Below are 15957 nucleotides of genomic sequence, written 5' to 3' on the forward strand. Positions count from 1 at the left end.
TCAGTAATTTTTCGTAACTAAACAGGTATAAGCGATTGCTACAGCATCAGCTTCATCTGAGTTAGTAATTTGGGAAGTGCCAGGCAGAAGTAACTTAATCATATGCAAAATCTGATCCTTTTCGGCATGACCATATCCTGTGACAGTTTTTTTTATCGTGTTAGGTTTGAATTCTCGCATATCTAAACCATATCTACCAATCAGCGACATTATAGCACCTCTAGCATAGCCAAGCTTTAACGAAGTTACGCTATTAGTATTAACAAACGTTTCTTCAATCGCTGCCATATTCGGCTTATATTCTAATATCACTTTTTCTAATATACTATTGATATAGCTAAGCCTATGATGTATTTCATCTTTACTAGTTGTTTTTATCGTACCGCTAGCTAAGTATTTCAGTTTTGCCGACTCTTTTGCAACCACCGCCCATCCCAAACTCCCAAGTGCTGGATCAATCCCAAGTACTATCATTGTTGTTTTTAGTTTATTATTATTTTTCTCAAAATGTCATTGCGAGCGACTAAAGGCTTTGTTGCATGGCTCGATTTTTCCTCTGTCATCCCGTGATTTATTCACGGGATCCAGTTAAAAATATCAATAACATTGATATTTTTAGTTGTTTTTCTGGATCTAGTTCCCAAGTCACGGTATGACACCGAGGGCGTTTTTCGAGCCATGTAACAACGTCGCGACTAAAAAGAGCGTGGCACTCTTATGAGAAAAACAAGATTCCAGAGATTGCCGCGTCGATGCATTGCCTCTCCTCGCAATGACGTTTGAATTCCTCATATTTTCATATGTTGATAATAATCAGAATTATCTTCCCATAACTCACGCACCTTGACGAATAAAAACAAATGCACGGGGAAGCCAAAAAACTGTTCCATCTGTTTGCGAGATTTCATTCCGAGTTCTTTGATTTTTGAGCCATTTTTACCGAGTATTATAGTTTTGTAGCTTTCTCTTGAAACTACTATAACCTGATTAATCTTTACGGATTTATCTTCAAGCTCTTCCCATTTTTCGGTTTGCACAGTTAGCTTATAAGGCAGTTCTTGCTGCAACCCTAAAAATAACTGTTCTCTCGTAATTTCTGCGGCGATAAAACGCATCGGCAAATCGGTTATGTCATCCTCTTCATAAAGCCAAGGAGCGATTTTTGCTTTACTTGTTATATATTCAAGTAGCTTATTAACATTCTCACCCGATATAGCAGAAATAGGAAAAAGTAAGCTGTCAGGATATTGCTCTGTTAAGAAAGTTTTAATGTCGTTTAGATATTTTGACTCAATATCTATTTTGTTTAATAAAATTACTGGGACAATATTAAGTGAGCAAAGCTTATTTAAAATATCATGCGTTATGCTATCTAATGGCTTTAAGCTATCAATAATTAACATGACAATATCGGCACTATGCAGGCTAGACCAAGCACATCTAACCATTGCCTTTTCTAAAGTCCCTTTCGGCTCAAATATCCCTGGCGTATCATATAAGATCACTTGCGTATCTTTTAGGGTAATAATGCCGGTAATAATTGACCTAGTTGTTTGAACTTTGGGGGTAACTATCGAAAGCTTTTCGCCAATTATTCTATTTAGCAAAGTGGACTTGCCACTATTTGGTCTGCCGATAATACAAACTGAGACTGTTTTTTGTTTAATCATTTTTAAGCCTATGCAATAAACTTCTTGCGGCGTTTTTTTCAGCTTCTTTTATAGAGTGTCCCTTACCTGTTTGCTCGTAGCCGTTTATTTTTACTGATACTGTAAAGGTTGATAAGTGAGCTACGCCCTCTCTTTTAATAAGTCGATATATCGGGATATGATGATCTTTGCTTTGTGCCCATTCTTGTAAGGCGGTTTTAGGGTCATAATCTGTTAAATCTTTGACTTTTATAAATTCAGCCCATAATTTCCCTATAATATTATGAATTGTAGTAATATCACTATCGAGATATATAGCTGCGATTAAAGCTTCCGTAACATTTTCAATATTATTAGGATTATCACGCCCGCCGGCTATTTCTTCGCCATGAGTCATAATAATATAATTTTTTAAACCAAGCTTAGCTCCTACTACACAAATTGTTTCCTTACAAACTAAATATGATCTAATTTTAGCTAAGTTTCCTTCGTTATATTCTTTAAAATTATTAAATAAAATTTCTGTGATAATTAAATTTAATACTGCATCACCTAGAAATTCCAACCGCTCATAATCTTTATTAGCCTTATATTCATGATGCTGTCTTAAAGAGGGATGACTTAAGGCTTCTGTTAAAAGTGCCTTATTCTTAAAACTATAATCTAGTAATTTTTCTAACTCCTTAAATGACTCCATCAATCCTCTATGCTGTATAGATTTCTAAATATCCTATTAAACCTAATAGACTCTACCCAAGGCTTTAACTTTAATATCAGATTAACAACCCCTATATCACTATCCCACCATGTTATTTTTGTTGAAAACCAAATAAATTGTGCTTTGGCAATAAAATTCTCAAACGGCACAAAACCTAAATCAATCCTACTATCATTTGACTGATCTCTATTATCACCTATAAAGAAATATTCCCCTTCCGGTACATAAAAAGCATCTGTATTACCATATTTATCGTTAGACATAATTCCTAAAACAGGAGCAAGCTTATAAGAAAAATATGTTTTGCCATTTGGCAATGTTTCTTTAAATTTTAAATATTTTCTTCCCTCTTCACTAACATAAGTTCCTGACTCTATACGCTCTATTTTTTCATCGTTAATGTATATTACATCATCAATTAATTGCACTTTATCCCCGGGAAGCCCTATCAAACGCTTTATATATCTAGTATTCATTTCGTGAGGAGGACGAAAAATTATGATATCGCCACGCTCTGGCGTGCGAGCAAATATTCGCCCCTTAAATAAATGAATAAAGTCAAAAAAAGATAAAGAATAATTACTATATCCATAACTATATTTTGTACCAAAAATCTGATCATTTTCAAGTATAGTAGCTTTCATTGACCCAGTTGGAACCACAAAAGATTCTATTATTAATATTCTAATCATTAGTGCAACAACTACTACTAAAATAAAAGATTTCCATTCTTGAGCAGTTGTTTTATTATTGTTTGATTCAGTATTTGTTTGCATAAAGTTTTTTTTAGTTATATTTATTTGCTGTGTTATTAATGCTCGTATGTCATCCTTAGGGCATCAACTTAAGTACCGGTGTCATCCCGTGGCTTGACCACGGGATCCAGCATAAAGCGAGATAAAATCGAGCTTTTAGCTTTAAAAACTTGTTGTATTTAGGCTTCTTTTTCTGGATCCCGTGGTCAAGCCACGGGATGACACCGAACGCGTTTTTCGACCCATGCAACAATAATACTCTTTAAGTTAACACCTATGCCCCTACACATGACATAAAGGCTATTGCATTCTTTCTTCAATCTCGCTTCTGAAATGACGTATAAGCCCCTGAATTGGCCAAGCGGCAGCATCACCTAAAGCACAAATAGTATGCCCCTCTATTTCCTTTGTAACTTCAAGAAGCTGATCTATCTCGGATTTTTTGGCATCACCTTTAACGAGCCGCATCATAACACGCCACATCCAGCTCGTACCCTCACGGCACGGCGTACACTGACCGCAAGACTCGTGCATATAGAACTTACTAAGACGTGCTATTGCATAAATAATATCAGTTGATTTATCCATAACAATAATCCCGCCAGTACCTAAACTAGAACCTGCTGCCTTTAAGCTATCAAAATCCATATCGGCAGTTTCGCATAGAGACTTAGGAAGCAGAGGAACAGAAGAGCCACCTGGTATTATGGCTTTAAGGTTATCCCAACCACCACGAACACCGCCCGCATATTTCTCAATGATTTCTTTTAAAGGAATCCCCATTGCCTCTTCAACATTACAAGGCTTATTAACATGACCTGATATACAAAAAATCTTAGTACCGGTATTATTTGGCTTACCGATCGATGCAAACCAACTAGCCCCTCGCCTTAAAATAGTTGGTACTACCGCAATAGATTCAACATTATTTATAGTGGTTGGACAGCCATATAATCCGAAGCCTGCCGGAAAAGGCGGCTTTAGCCTCGGCATACCTTTTTTACCTTCTAAGCTTTCAAGCAGGGCTGTTTCTTCGCCGCAAATATAAGCTCCAGCTCCACGATGCAAATAAATATCACAATTAAAGCCTGAACCGCAAGCATTTTTTCCTATCAAACCATCTTTATATGCTTCGTCTAACGCACGCTGAATATTGGAAGCTTCGTTGTAAAACTCCCCTCTAATATAAATATAACAGCTATTTGCTCCTATGGCAAAACTGGCGAGCAAACACCCCTCTATTAACTTATGTGGTTCATATCTTAATATATCTCGATCTTTGCAAGTGCCGGGTTCAGATTCATCAGCATTAACTACTAGATAAGATGGCTTTTTTGATTCTTTAGGCATAAACGACCATTTAGTGCCGGTAGAAAATCCTGCACCTCCTCGTCCTCTAAGTCCCGATTTCTTAACTTCTTCAATAATCCATTCTTTGCCTTTATTAAGCAAAGCTTTAGTATTATCCCAATCACCACGCTTCTTGCTAGATTTCAAATCATGGCTTTGCTCACCATGTAAATTAGTAAAAATTCTATCTTCTTTTTTCAGCATAAATTACTCTTGTTGTGTCATTGCGAGGAGCGGAGCGACGCGGCAATCTTAGGAATCATGTACTATCTCATGAGATTGCCACGCTCCTTACAGTCGCTCGCAATGACGCTTTTTTACTTTTTCTCAAATTTTCTATTGGCAAATATCGTAAGTATCGGAGCGGAAATAAAAATAGACGAATAAGTCCCTGCTATTATTCCAAAAAATACAAGTACGCTAAAACTACGAATCGCTTCACCACCAAAAAGAACAAGTGCCAAATTAGCAAGTAGAGTAGTCACTACTGTTAAAATTGTTCTAGATAGAGTTTCATTAATACTTAAATTTATGATTTCTGTGATGCCTTTTTTATGATATTTACGTAAATTTTCCCTGATCCTATCATATATCACTACCGAATCATTAACAGAATATCCTATGATAGTTAACACTGCCGCAATGGTGCTTAAGTTAAAATCAAGTTTTGTTATACTCATAAATCCAAGTGCTAATATAACATCATGCACTAAAGCAATAAGTATACCAAGCCCAAAATACCATTCAAAACGCACCCAAATATAAACCATAATCGCCGCAAACGAAAATAGCATTGCCATAGTACCTGCCTCAATTAGCTGCCTACCGACCTGCGGACCAACAAAATCCACCTTACGATATTCAAAATTATAAGGAAAATTATTTTGTAAAGCTGTCTTTATTAGCTCAATATTTTTCATTAAATTATCTTCGCTACTACTACCAAATCTAATCGATAAGTCACGCTCACTACCAAAGTTTTGCAGCACTACTTCACCAATTCCAAGCTCACCTAAAACTTGACGCATTTTTGGTAAATCTGGCGTTTGGTCAAGCCTTACTTCTATAACTATACCTCCGGCAAAATCAATACCGAAATTAAATTTGTACATACCAATCCAAATAAAGCTAATGAGTGATAAAATAATTGAGAAAGTGTAACTGACTTTTTTAAAATTCATAAAATCAAAATCGATTTTATTAGGCAAAAGCCTCAAAGGATAAATTTGCATTATTAATATTTTATTGAATAAGAATGATATTTGTATTATATAGTAAATTCAAAAAGGTTAAATAATTTTTTATGTCTGAAGTAGTAGTAAAAGAACAATTAGAGCAATATTTAAGCAAAATAGAGCGGTTAGAGCAAGAAAAAGCTGATCTATCTGAAGAAATTAAGGATATTTTTCAAGATGCTTCTTCACACGGATTTGATGTTAAAGCGATGAAAACTGTTTTAAAGCTAAAAAAACTTGATAAAGATAAGCTAGCTGAACAGGACGCTATGCTTGAGTTATATAGAGATACTTTAGGGATTTAAAATTCTACTACTTATTTTAAATCCCTAGCTTTATTTTTGTTAATTCATCCTTATAATATCTATAATTTAAATTATAACATTATTGACATAAGTTAACTATTAATATATTTTTGTCGCTACAAAAGTTAATTTAAATTAAGATTTTTAAGATGACAGATATAAGTATTGAATTAGAAGCAGTTAATTTTAGAGATAGCGTTATCCAAATTATTGCAGAATCTATACAGCAAAAATTTTTATTTGACTACCAAACACAAAAAGAAGTTTTTAAATATATTAAATTTAATATTAATTCAAAAAGCTATATATTACCCAAAACTATTTCTAATTCTAAAATATATAGATGAATTTATAGACCTTAAGGCAAATTTCAGAGAATATATTAAATGGAAATTATCCAATAAAGTGGAATCAGTAAATTTAGAAAAAACTACCGCTGAACTTTTAAATCAAATATATTTTCTTAATATTAAATTTATTGATGAAACTATTTCAGAAATTACTGATAAAATAGACCGAATTAAAAATTGTAAGTCTGAAAATGAGGAGGAAGAAATTGCTCTTAAATGGTTTAATAGCTCAGAAGTAGAAAAAAATAAAATCGTTGAAAATTATCAAAAAAAGCTTGAGCAAAAATTAAGTGATACTATAAAAAGTCAAAAAGAGATTATTGATAGTCAAAAAAGCGAAACAAATCCTGGGGTAATTAGTTATCAAATCGAGCATATTTTAGATTTTGATCAAGACTTTAACAGCAAGTTTATATCAAATTCTATCAAACCTTTAATGAAACAGGATCTGGAAATTTAGATATTTCTATACTTCATTTGAGCGATGCACTTGAACAAAATACTACTATTACAAACCTTTATCTTAATTCGCATAATACAAATCAACCAAACAATAATATCATTTTTTCAGAAAGAGCAAGTACATTAGAGCTAAGTTTAGGCAAAATAGACTTTAATAATCCATATAATCTAATAAACTTTTCTAAAACATCTATAGAGATAATAGGTGAATTAGAAAATAATCTTGATTTAGAATAATAAATAAGACTAGATTTTTATTGTTTAAAGAAAAAAGGCTTAACAATTCTTTTGTTAAGCTTTTTTGTATTAATAGACTTACTATATTAAAGAGCATAGTAATGACAAAAATATTTAAAAAGTGCTAATTTTAGGATTTTTTAATTGGGTTGCTTCGTCAAATTACTTTGTAGCTCTCCTCGTAATGACATTGTTTTTTCAAAAGAACAAAATGATCTGTTACTACCCTGCTCAAGGAAATCGATAATTTGCATTACTATAGAATTGTTTTTATATTTCTCTTGAGCTTGCTTGATTCGATCAGCGAAATTACCCTCACCTAAAAAGATTTCCTGAACTATTTTTAAAGCATTTAAAGACTCTGCTTTATCAAACCCTTTCCTATTCATGCCGATTAAGTTTAGCCCCTCAAGTACTGCACGTTTACCGCTTGCAAGACCAAAAGGGATTACATCAGCTCCAACTGGTGATAAACCGCCAATCATTGCGTATTTCCCGATTCTTGCATATTGATGAACAGCAGATAAGCCGCCAATTATGACATAGTCTTCCACTTCTATATGCCCAGCTAGGCTTACATAATTAGCAAACACTACATTATTACCGATTTTGCAATCATGACCGATATGAACGCCAACCATAAATAAATTGTTATTTCCTATGCTTGTAATCATTCCGCCGCCTTGGCTTCCTGCCTGCACTGTAACATATTCTCTAATAATATTGTTAGAACCGATTATCGTATTTGACCGCTCATTATTATATTTTAAGATTTGCGGAGGTTGACCAATAGACGCAAACGGATAAATTACTGTACTTTCCCCGATTTCAGTAATCCCCTCAATAACTACGTGAGACTTTAGTTCTACATTATCATGCAGTATTACTTCTGGACCAATAATACAATATGGACCAACTTTTACGTTCTTACCAAGTTTTGCACCTTCAGCAATTATACTAGTTGGATGGATTACCGGTTGTGTATTAGAACTTGACACTATTTATACTCCAAATATATAAGGGGTAGACGAGAATCAACTTGGAAAAGAGCAAGAAGCCTCGGAATTTTTGACCGCAGCGTACACGCGAGTAACGTGAGGATCAAAAATGAGAAGCGACGTAGCCAATTTTTCAAGTTGATCGAGTATACCCTTAAGATTTATCTTTGATCATTGCGGTAAATTTACTCTCCGCTGCCATTTCACCATCAACTTTAACCGTACTTGAAAACTTCCATACATTAGCTCTTTGCTGATCAATAGTAGCATGAATATGCATTGTATCCCCTGGCTGGACAACTTTGCGAAATTTTGAGTTCTCGATAGCCATTAAAAATACTTCTTTATTTTTAGTAGAGCCGAGAGATTTAGCAACTAATATAGCTGCAAGCTGTGCCATAGCTTCAACCATTAAAACTCCAGGCATGACAGGTCTTGCCGGAAAATGTCCTGTAAATTGCGGCTCATTAACAGTAACATTTTTAATGCCAGTTATTGATTTATTAGAATCAATTTCAACTACTTTGTCCACTAATAAAAACGGATAACGATGAGGTATCAAATCCATAATTTCGGTAATATCGATAGTCATTTATTTAGATCTCTTATTTATTAATTGTTTCATAATAATAGATTGCCTATGCCAATCCATAACAGGTACAGCTGGACTACCGCCAACAATTTTACCCGCTTCTATATTTTGTGCTACACCGCCTTGTGCTGCTACCTGAGCTCCATCACCTATATTTAAATGTCCGGCGACTCCCACTTGCCCTCCAAGAGCACAATATTTACCGATTACACTACTTCCAGCTATGCCTGCTTGTGCTACAATAATAGAGCCTTTACCTATTTTGACGCTATGCCCGATCTGCACTAAATTATCTATACGGCATAAATCTTCTATAATAGTATCTTGCAGCGATCCCCTATCGATAGTAGTGTTAGCACCGATTTCAACATTATTACCGATTTTAACAATTCCAGTATGAAATATTTTATGATGCATACCTTTTTCAATAGAAAAGCCGAACCCGTCTTGTCCGATTTTTGCTCCTGAAAGTATTACAACATCATCCCCTATAACAGAATAATTTATTGATACATTAGATTCGATTCTAGCATTTCTGCCAATAACCACTCCTGTCCCTATAAAGCTGCCTGCTTCTATTATGCTATTATCGCCTATAACAACATTATCCTCAATAACTGCATTATGACCTATATAACAATTTTTACCTATAGTTGCTGATTCTGCAACATAAGCTGATTTCATTATTTTAGCAGTATACGATTTTACCGGAGCATAGAAAAAATCTATTAGCTTGCCGTAAGCAAAATATGAATTTTCAGCACGCAATAAAACAGTATTGGGATTTACTTCTCCAGTAAAGTCTTTTGGCACGATACAAGCTGCAGCTTTAGTATTTTTTAAAAATTGAGAATATTTAATATTGCTCAAAAAGCTAATATCATTAGAAGAGGCTTCTTGTAAAATTTTAATATCATGAATAGCTACATCTTCATGAATTTTAGGAGCTTCTATAAAATCTTGTAGGAAATCTGCAATTGCCGTTAGCTTTCTTGGTCCCAGATTTCTATAAAAATTACTATTTACCATGCAGAATTTTAACGGATTTAATTTATCCCGTAAAGTATATAAGCGATAGCTTTATTATGCAACAACATTTGCAAGAAGTTTTGTATTGTCATCCCGTGGCGGCATTGTTGCGTGGATACCAAATCGTCATTGCGAGCGGACTAAAAGGAGCGTGGCAATCCAGAAAAAATAATAAAAAATGCTATAAGTTAGCATTTTTTTACTTCCTTGCTTCGTCAATTACTTCGTAATTTCCTCGCAATGACGAGAAAATGATCCACGCAACAATGCCTCCCGTGGCTTGGGAACTAGATCCAGAAAAAAGCAAGAGTAATCGAGCTTTTAATTTGAGAAATTTAATATGTTCATGCTTTTTATTGACTGGATCCCATGGACAAGCCACGGGATAACATCGAGGGTGCTTTTGATCTACGCAGGCAATGACTTAAGCAGGAATGACATATAGGGCATTTTCCAAGCCATGCAACAAAGCAGAAATTGACCAAAACTATTTAGCAACGCTCTGACTTTCGCTATTTTCGATAGTAACCAAATGAGATAAATCTGAAGCTAATGCATTTGCATCCTCAGAATCTACAAAAGTTTCCCTTAACTTACGCATATTTTCTTTATACTTACTCCAGTTACTTCGCATATCATTAAAAGCATCTTGTATTGCTTGCTTAGAAATATTTTCTGATTGCAGAATATAACCTAATTGCAATTCCTTAGCTCTACGAGCATTAAGATTTTGTTCATCAGCTTGAGGAATAATTATTATTGGAACAGTAGCATTTATTGATTCATATAAACTATTAGCACCTACATGTGTGAAAAATATAGCTGCCTCTGATAAAATTTTTGTTTGATCAACAAATTTATGAATCTCTATATTTCTAGATTTTTTTGAAGATAATTCTTTATACATTTCTTCATTATTACCTACAGAAATTATAACTTTATAAGATGTATTTTTAAAAAATTCTATTAATTGATTAAATAAATCAAAATTAGTATTTACTGTACCTAAAGAGATATAAATTAAAGAGTTATCTTTTAACACTGCTTCACTTATAGGCTTATCAATAAATCTTTTACCGAAAAAAATTATATTTTCTTGATTACTAAATTCAGGTTGTAATTCAGAAGAAGTATAAGCTATAATCTCATCAGCATTACTACAGCTAAGATTACTTATCATATAATTAAATGGGAAATTTTTATTATCACTAGGGATAACATTAGGTGACTTTGTCCATTCTTCAGGCTTAGCTAGTAACATGGGGTTAGAACACACAGCAGGAATATGATATTTTTCTGCTATAACTTTCCCCCATACCGCAAATTGATCATATATCACTATATTAATTTCATTTTTATTAAAAAATTCTATGATGGCAGGTTCTACCTCTGTAAGAATATTATCAAGTTGTGTATATAATATATTCAATTCAATAGTTTTAGAACTTACATCTTTTACAAAATTTGAAGCCGCAGTTCCTTGATATGGTATAAAAACTGCTCCTGAATTCTCTATTTGTTTTTGATAAGCTGGAACATTGAAGTAAGTAACTTTATGTCCTGACTTAATTAAGGCTTGCACAATTTCAAGGGTAGGATTTACATAGCCAAATAGAGGAGTCGTTATAAAAGCATAATGTAGGCTTTTTTGTCCCAATGCTGTAAAATTATGTATGCTAATAAATATGATAATAAAAAATCTTAATATAAAGCTTTTTATATTCATTTTTATAATTTAGTTAAAGTTAATAAAAACATGAGTGAATTATAACGATGGGTTTTAAAAAAACAATAGATATTTAATTTAAAATAAATAATAATTTTTGAAGATTAATCAATAATCAGATTGACTTATTTGAAGTTTTGCTTAGAATCTTTTTGGAACAGCTAGGGCTGTTTCAGGGCTTGACATCCCTTAACTAACAAGTGGCTTCATCTACCATTAATTGATGTAACCCTCAATCATAGGATCGGGGGGATGGTAACGCATGTTCAGAGCTTAGAATTAAATATTATTTTAAGCTTAAAGGTTATCATGGCTGTTCTTGTTAGCGGTTTGTCAATCCCCTGATCACCATTGAGATATTTAGTTTCTTGGTGATCAACTTGAATAATTTAAGTTTAAAGGAGATTAAACCGCCATGAATAATAGTGTAGAAAAAAGAATAACCCTTATCGAGCCATATTTAGATTTTATTATTAAAAGCGAAGAATTATTGCGAGAAATCTATCCAGATGGGATAGATAGGGATTTAATGATAGAATTTATTCTAGCTAAAAAACCTTATAAATCCTATGCTTATTATACTTTAATTCGTAGTTTATTTAAATTGCCATGCAATAAAATTATACTTATAATTGATAAACAATTGCTAAAATCTTTCTTAGGTTTATTCCGCTCTATTATCCTCGGTACTTTATCATATCTCAAGTTAATTAAAATTTTTATCTATGATGAAAATGATTTTGCTTTAGATATAAAAGCCTTAAAAAGTAATGAAAATTATTTCTGGTCATATAAAATCAATTACTTTAAAAAATTGATTAATTGGGAGTGATTGAAGAGTATAACTTAAATGGTGGAAGCAAATAAATATGATTTGCTAACCGCCATAAATAAAAAGTGTAAGACTTATAAAGATTTTATTTTCAGAAAATATTTTTTAATAACTTATACACTTCAGAGTCATTACGTTTGCCAACTAATATGACGTAAATCGTACTTTCATTAAAGCTGTAAATTATTCTATATTCTCCGATATCGCATCTATGAAAATGAGGATAACTTACTAATAATTTACTATCATTCGGTATTGGATTTTCCATTAAAGACAGAATTTTATTTTTTATTTGACGCTGATGCTTTTCAGGGTAACGCTCTAACGTTTTTATTACTCTTTTTTCTAAAACTATTTCTCTCATGGATTAGCTTCTAAGAAATTTTTCTGATTCTTTTGCTGATAGCCACTCCGGTTGTTCTGTAATATTTTTTGCTGCCTTTCCCCAATAATCATCTTCAAGTTTAGTAAAATATTCATAATCTACTAAAACAACAGTAGGTCTACCTTGTTTGTTAATGACTATTGGCTCTCTTAATGCTTGATCAATAATTTTTCCAGGATTCTTATTTAATTCAGTTGCAGATATATTCATATAGTTTTACGTATTATACTTAATATACCTATAATACTATATATATTAACTAATAACAAATAAATTATTTTGATCTTTAGATTTATTTAATTTTTCTTGCAATGACATTTTGCAAATTATCATACAAAGTTTACAAATCAGATTGACTTATTTAAAGTTTTGTATTGTTATCCCGTGGTGGCATTGTTGCGTGGATAAAAAAACGCCCTCGGTGTCATACCGTGGCTTGTCCACGGTATCCAGAAAATAATAAAAAATACTAATTTTATTAGTATTTTTAACTGGATCCCGTGAATAAATCACGGGATGACAGGGGTAAATGATCCACACAACAAAAAACTCCATAATATAAATTAGTCAGAATTTAATAACTCTGAGTCATTCTGTGCAGCACCCAAAGTTTCAACATTAACACTTGGATCATTATCTGGTTTTAATGGCTTTAAGATTAGAAGAATGTTTTTAGAATTTTAGAGGTTGTATTATTGATTTTATAATCATATTTGGAATCGATAGGTGGGTGTAATTCCATGAATAATCTTTAGATTATGTTAATATTAATTAGTTATAAATAACATTAATAAGTTAGTAAACAATTTTTTCATTAACAAAATAAATAATAATTTAATTGAATAATTCTTTTCCTTACTTTATTATGTTAAGTAAGAATTTATATTTAAAGTAAGGTAATTATGAAAAATTATTATTCTACACTTACCAGTAAGGGGCAGTTAACTATACCCAATTTTATAAGAGAACAGCTAAATTTAACCTCAGGTATTAAACTTGAGTTTATTATCCAAGATAATTACATAGCTCTTGTCCCAATTAATAATTCAGTACACAAGTTAAAAGGTATTCTGCCTAAGCCTAAAAAAGCTATAAATTGTGATGAAATGAATGAAATTATTAGAGGTCGATATGATAGGAGTTGATACTAATATTTTAGTTAGATATTTAACGCAAGATGATGAAAAGCAGGCAAATATAGTGAATAGATTCATAGCCCACCAATATGAGCATCAAACAGGATCAATATTTATTAATAATATAGTAATCTGTGAACTTATTTGGGTTTTAGAAAGAGGCTATAAATACTCTAAAAAAGAAATTATTTCAGTAGTAAGAATTATATTATCTACTGCGGAATTTACATTTGAGCAAGCTGAAATATTATGGCTCTCTCTCAATGATTATGAAAAATATAATACTGACTTTTCAGATATTTTATTGGGTAAAATTAATAAAATATCTGGATGTGATTCTACTATAAGCTTTGATAGTAAAGCTTTAAATTTAAAAGAGTTTGATGACCCTATTAATATCTTAGAAAAAGATAAATAGCAATATGTTTACCCATGCTGCCTATGCTTAGGTGGAGCATATTTATTTTGAACCTTTATTGCATTGCTTTTATTTTTAGTTATAAACGATTCTAAATCATCTTTAGTAAATTTGAACTTAGCAATATTTTCATCATAAGTTTTAGTTTTATTAAATCTTGTATCTTTACTTTTATCTATAGAAAACACCTCTATAAAACTTTCTTTTACTTCATTAGAAGTACTCGGATCATTCAATACATGGAATAAAGCTTTTACTGAATTTGTATTGTCTTTTAATGTACCATTACGGCTAGTTGCAGCTGCTATTACATATTCTGTAAGAAGTGGTTGTAAATTTTCTTTAGTTAAAGCATTAACATTACAAAATGATAATAGTATTTTTGCTTTATCATCATGGTTTTCAACGACTCCTTGTTGCCATTTGGAATCATTATTTTCCTTTGACGGAATAAACATTTCTAATAATTTGGTTCCAAAGGTTTTATTTAAATTCTTGTTGTCATAAACTTCATAAACATTTAATAGAAATTTCTGATGTTCAAGCGTTTTATCTTTTTCTTTAGCAAGCCCATGATTATTAGCATATTCTATAGTTTGGCAATATCCTTTAATATGTAGATAGTTAGCATATTTTTGGGCATCTTTAAAATCAAGAGTATCAATTCCTTGGGTATCTAAAACAACAGTATTTAAAGCATTTTCACGTAGCTGCTCATTTGTTTCTTTTAGAGTGTCGGTATATTTAAATTTTCCACCTATTTTTGCAATCATTTTAAATAATACGTCAGCTAAAAATTTTACAATTTCACCTGGACTTTTAAATTCTCTAGCACTATATATCGCAATATTTGCATCCGCTTCCATGCCAACACCAAAAGCCATAGAAAGAGTTCTACCTTGCTTTTTAGCTAATATAATCTCATCTGTATCATTCGTTATTTCTTTTACATCAAATTCCGGCTCATTATCTTTAAAATATTTTGTCGGTACGTTATCCAAATAACCACCATCAACATATTTTTTGCCATTAATTTCTACTGGTTCAAAAACAAGTGGGATAGAAGCAGAAGCACGGCATGCTAAAGCAACTTCAACATCAGGCGTATCAAGGCTGCTAAAAATAGTTAGCACACCTGCATCTTTCTCAACAGCCGTAACCACTAAATCTTTATAGTTAACAGGATCATATTTTCGAAGTAATGCTAAATCTCTAAAATATATTTTACCACCGCTTTTATGTCTTTCTCTTAACTCATCTAAATCTTTATCATCTTTGACATTTAGAATATCTGGTCTTTGTAAAAAATCACCTACATTATCTTTTATAGTTTTATCAAGCAAATTATATAAAGGTTTACCATCTTTATTTAACTGTAGAACACCAGCAGAAAACCCTTTTTGTCCTAGTAAATCCTGTAAATTAGTAGTTTTAGATATTTCTTCAAATCGCTCAGCTGGTGTACCAAATGCCACTATTGCTGCAGTTATAGCACCGGCTGATGAGCCTGCAACAGCTTTTACATTATCTAAAAGATCAGCTTTTTTTAGTGCAGCATAAGCACCTGAATATATAGCCCCTTTAGCCCCACCACCACTAAAAGCTACATATTCTATAAGAGCTTCTTTAGAATCTTCTATATTTCTAATTGGAGTTTCTTGAACTTCTTTTAGATCATCTATATATTTGACTTGCTCTTCTTGAACTTCCTTTAAATCAACAATAGGTTTAATAAAATTTCGATTTTTTTTAAAGTTTTCTATTTCTGCCATAATTTATA

General features: G+C 32.2%; 19 protein-coding genes. 6 read left to right on the forward strand and 13 right to left on the reverse strand.

Annotation, left to right across the window (positions count from 1 at the left end; all coding sequences use genetic code 11):
- The 6 genes from ruvC to secF all read right to left on the reverse strand — a co-directional run bounded on the left by ruvC (position 1) and on the right by secF (position 5704).
- Positions 1 to 474, reverse strand: coding sequence for a crossover junction endodeoxyribonuclease RuvC (ruvC, locus tag AAGD54_RS07295; protein ID WP_341788397.1), 474 nt, complete (start codon positions 472 to 474; stop codon positions 1 to 3).
- A gap of 314 nt (positions 475 to 788) precedes the next feature.
- Positions 789 to 1670, reverse strand: a complete 882-nt coding sequence (gene era / locus AAGD54_RS07300; RefSeq protein WP_341794483.1) for a GTPase Era — start codon at positions 1668 to 1670, stop codon at positions 789 to 791.
- Positions 1663 to 2346 (reverse strand): ribonuclease III, encoded by a 684-nt coding sequence (rnc, locus tag AAGD54_RS07305; protein ID WP_341788399.1) that lies wholly within the window; start codon positions 2344 to 2346, stop codon positions 1663 to 1665. The genes era and rnc overlap by 8 nt, the downstream gene beginning before the upstream one ends.
- Positions 2346 to 3143 carry a signal peptidase I gene (lepB, locus tag AAGD54_RS07310; protein WP_341794484.1) on the reverse strand — a complete coding sequence of 266 codons (798 nt, stop codon included), beginning with the start codon at positions 3141 to 3143 and terminating at the stop codon, positions 2346 to 2348. The genes rnc and lepB overlap by 1 nt, the downstream gene beginning before the upstream one ends.
- 279 nt (positions 3144 to 3422) lie before the next feature.
- Complete coding sequence (gene nuoF, locus AAGD54_RS07315; protein WP_341794485.1) at positions 3423 to 4676, reverse strand: NADH-quinone oxidoreductase subunit NuoF; 1254 nt, start codon at positions 4674 to 4676, stop codon at positions 3423 to 3425.
- Between the two features lie 113 nt (positions 4677 to 4789).
- A complete protein-coding gene (gene secF / locus AAGD54_RS07320) occupies positions 4790 to 5704 on the reverse strand; it encodes a protein translocase subunit SecF (protein ID WP_341788402.1) in 915 nt (304 codons plus the stop codon).
- Positions 5705 to 5775: 71 nt separating this feature from the next.
- On the opposite strand from secF, the gene AAGD54_RS07325 reads away from it, so the two are divergent.
- From AAGD54_RS07325 to AAGD54_RS07335, 3 genes are all read left to right on the forward strand, one after another.
- Positions 5776 to 6012 (forward strand): DUF2312 domain-containing protein, encoded by a 237-nt coding sequence (locus tag AAGD54_RS07325; RefSeq protein WP_011477844.1) that lies wholly within the window; start codon positions 5776 to 5778, stop codon positions 6010 to 6012.
- A 240-nt stretch (positions 6013 to 6252) separates the two neighbouring features.
- Positions 6253 to 6822, forward strand: a complete 570-nt coding sequence (locus AAGD54_RS07330; RefSeq protein ID WP_341794486.1) for a hypothetical protein — start codon at positions 6253 to 6255, stop codon at positions 6820 to 6822.
- Between the two features lie 17 nt (positions 6823 to 6839).
- Complete coding sequence (locus AAGD54_RS07335) at positions 6840 to 7061, forward strand: hypothetical protein (protein ID WP_341788405.1); 222 nt, start codon at positions 6840 to 6842, stop codon at positions 7059 to 7061.
- A 140-nt stretch (positions 7062 to 7201) separates the two neighbouring features.
- Here the strand turns inward: AAGD54_RS07335 and lpxA are convergent, their stop codons facing one another.
- From lpxA to AAGD54_RS07355, 4 genes are all read right to left on the reverse strand, one after another.
- Complete coding sequence (lpxA, locus tag AAGD54_RS07340) at positions 7202 to 8032, reverse strand: acyl-ACP--UDP-N-acetylglucosamine O-acyltransferase (protein ID WP_410526062.1); 831 nt, start codon at positions 8030 to 8032, stop codon at positions 7202 to 7204.
- Positions 8033 to 8213: 181 nt separating this feature from the next.
- Positions 8214 to 8651 (reverse strand): 3-hydroxyacyl-ACP dehydratase FabZ, encoded by a 438-nt coding sequence (fabZ, locus tag AAGD54_RS07345; RefSeq protein ID WP_341794488.1) that lies wholly within the window; start codon positions 8649 to 8651, stop codon positions 8214 to 8216.
- Positions 8652 to 9680, reverse strand: coding sequence for a UDP-3-O-(3-hydroxymyristoyl)glucosamine N-acyltransferase (gene lpxD, locus AAGD54_RS07350; protein WP_341794489.1), 1029 nt, complete (start codon positions 9678 to 9680; stop codon positions 8652 to 8654).
- Positions 9681 to 10167: 487 nt separating this feature from the next.
- The gene (locus AAGD54_RS07355; protein WP_341794490.1) at positions 10168 to 11337 is read right to left on the reverse strand and encodes a glycosyltransferase; all 1170 of its coding nucleotides are present in this window, start codon (positions 11335 to 11337) and stop codon (positions 10168 to 10170) included.
- Positions 11338 to 11821: 484 nt separating this feature from the next.
- Here AAGD54_RS07355 and AAGD54_RS07360 point away from each other — a divergent pair, with 484 nt between their 5' ends.
- Positions 11822 to 12238: a hypothetical protein gene (locus tag AAGD54_RS07360; protein ID WP_341794491.1), complete on the forward strand. Its 417-nt coding sequence runs from the start codon at positions 11822 to 11824 to the stop codon at positions 12236 to 12238.
- A 91-nt stretch (positions 12239 to 12329) separates the two neighbouring features.
- Here the strand turns inward: AAGD54_RS07360 and AAGD54_RS07365 are convergent, their stop codons facing one another.
- Entirely contained in the window at positions 12330 to 12602 is a 273-nt protein-coding gene (locus tag AAGD54_RS07365) for a type II toxin-antitoxin system RelE/ParE family toxin (RefSeq protein WP_341794492.1), read from the reverse strand.
- A 3-nt stretch (positions 12603 to 12605) separates the two neighbouring features.
- Entirely contained in the window at positions 12606 to 12833 is a 228-nt protein-coding gene (locus AAGD54_RS07370) for a type II toxin-antitoxin system Phd/YefM family antitoxin (protein ID WP_341788411.1), read from the reverse strand.
- A gap of 692 nt (positions 12834 to 13525) precedes the next feature.
- On the opposite strand from AAGD54_RS07370, the gene AAGD54_RS07380 reads away from it, so the two are divergent.
- Together AAGD54_RS07380 and AAGD54_RS07385 are read left to right on the forward strand one after the other, a co-directional pair.
- Entirely contained in the window at positions 13526 to 13768 is a 243-nt protein-coding gene (locus AAGD54_RS07380; RefSeq protein ID WP_341788412.1) for an AbrB/MazE/SpoVT family DNA-binding domain-containing protein, read from the forward strand.
- Entirely contained in the window at positions 13734 to 14177 is a 444-nt protein-coding gene (locus tag AAGD54_RS07385) for a type II toxin-antitoxin system VapC family toxin (protein WP_341794493.1), read from the forward strand. The genes AAGD54_RS07380 and AAGD54_RS07385 overlap by 35 nt, the downstream gene beginning before the upstream one ends.
- A gap of 8 nt (positions 14178 to 14185) precedes the next feature.
- On the opposite strand, the gene AAGD54_RS07390 is transcribed toward AAGD54_RS07385, so the two are convergent.
- Positions 14186 to 15949, reverse strand: a complete 1764-nt coding sequence (locus tag AAGD54_RS07390; RefSeq protein ID WP_341794494.1) for a patatin-like phospholipase family protein — start codon at positions 15947 to 15949, stop codon at positions 14186 to 14188.
- Positions 15950 to 15957 lie beyond the last annotated feature (8 nt).

This window comes from Rickettsia endosymbiont of Rhinocyllus conicus (assembly GCF_964026465.1).
Lineage (GTDB): Bacteria > Pseudomonadota > Alphaproteobacteria > Rickettsiales > Rickettsiaceae > Rickettsia.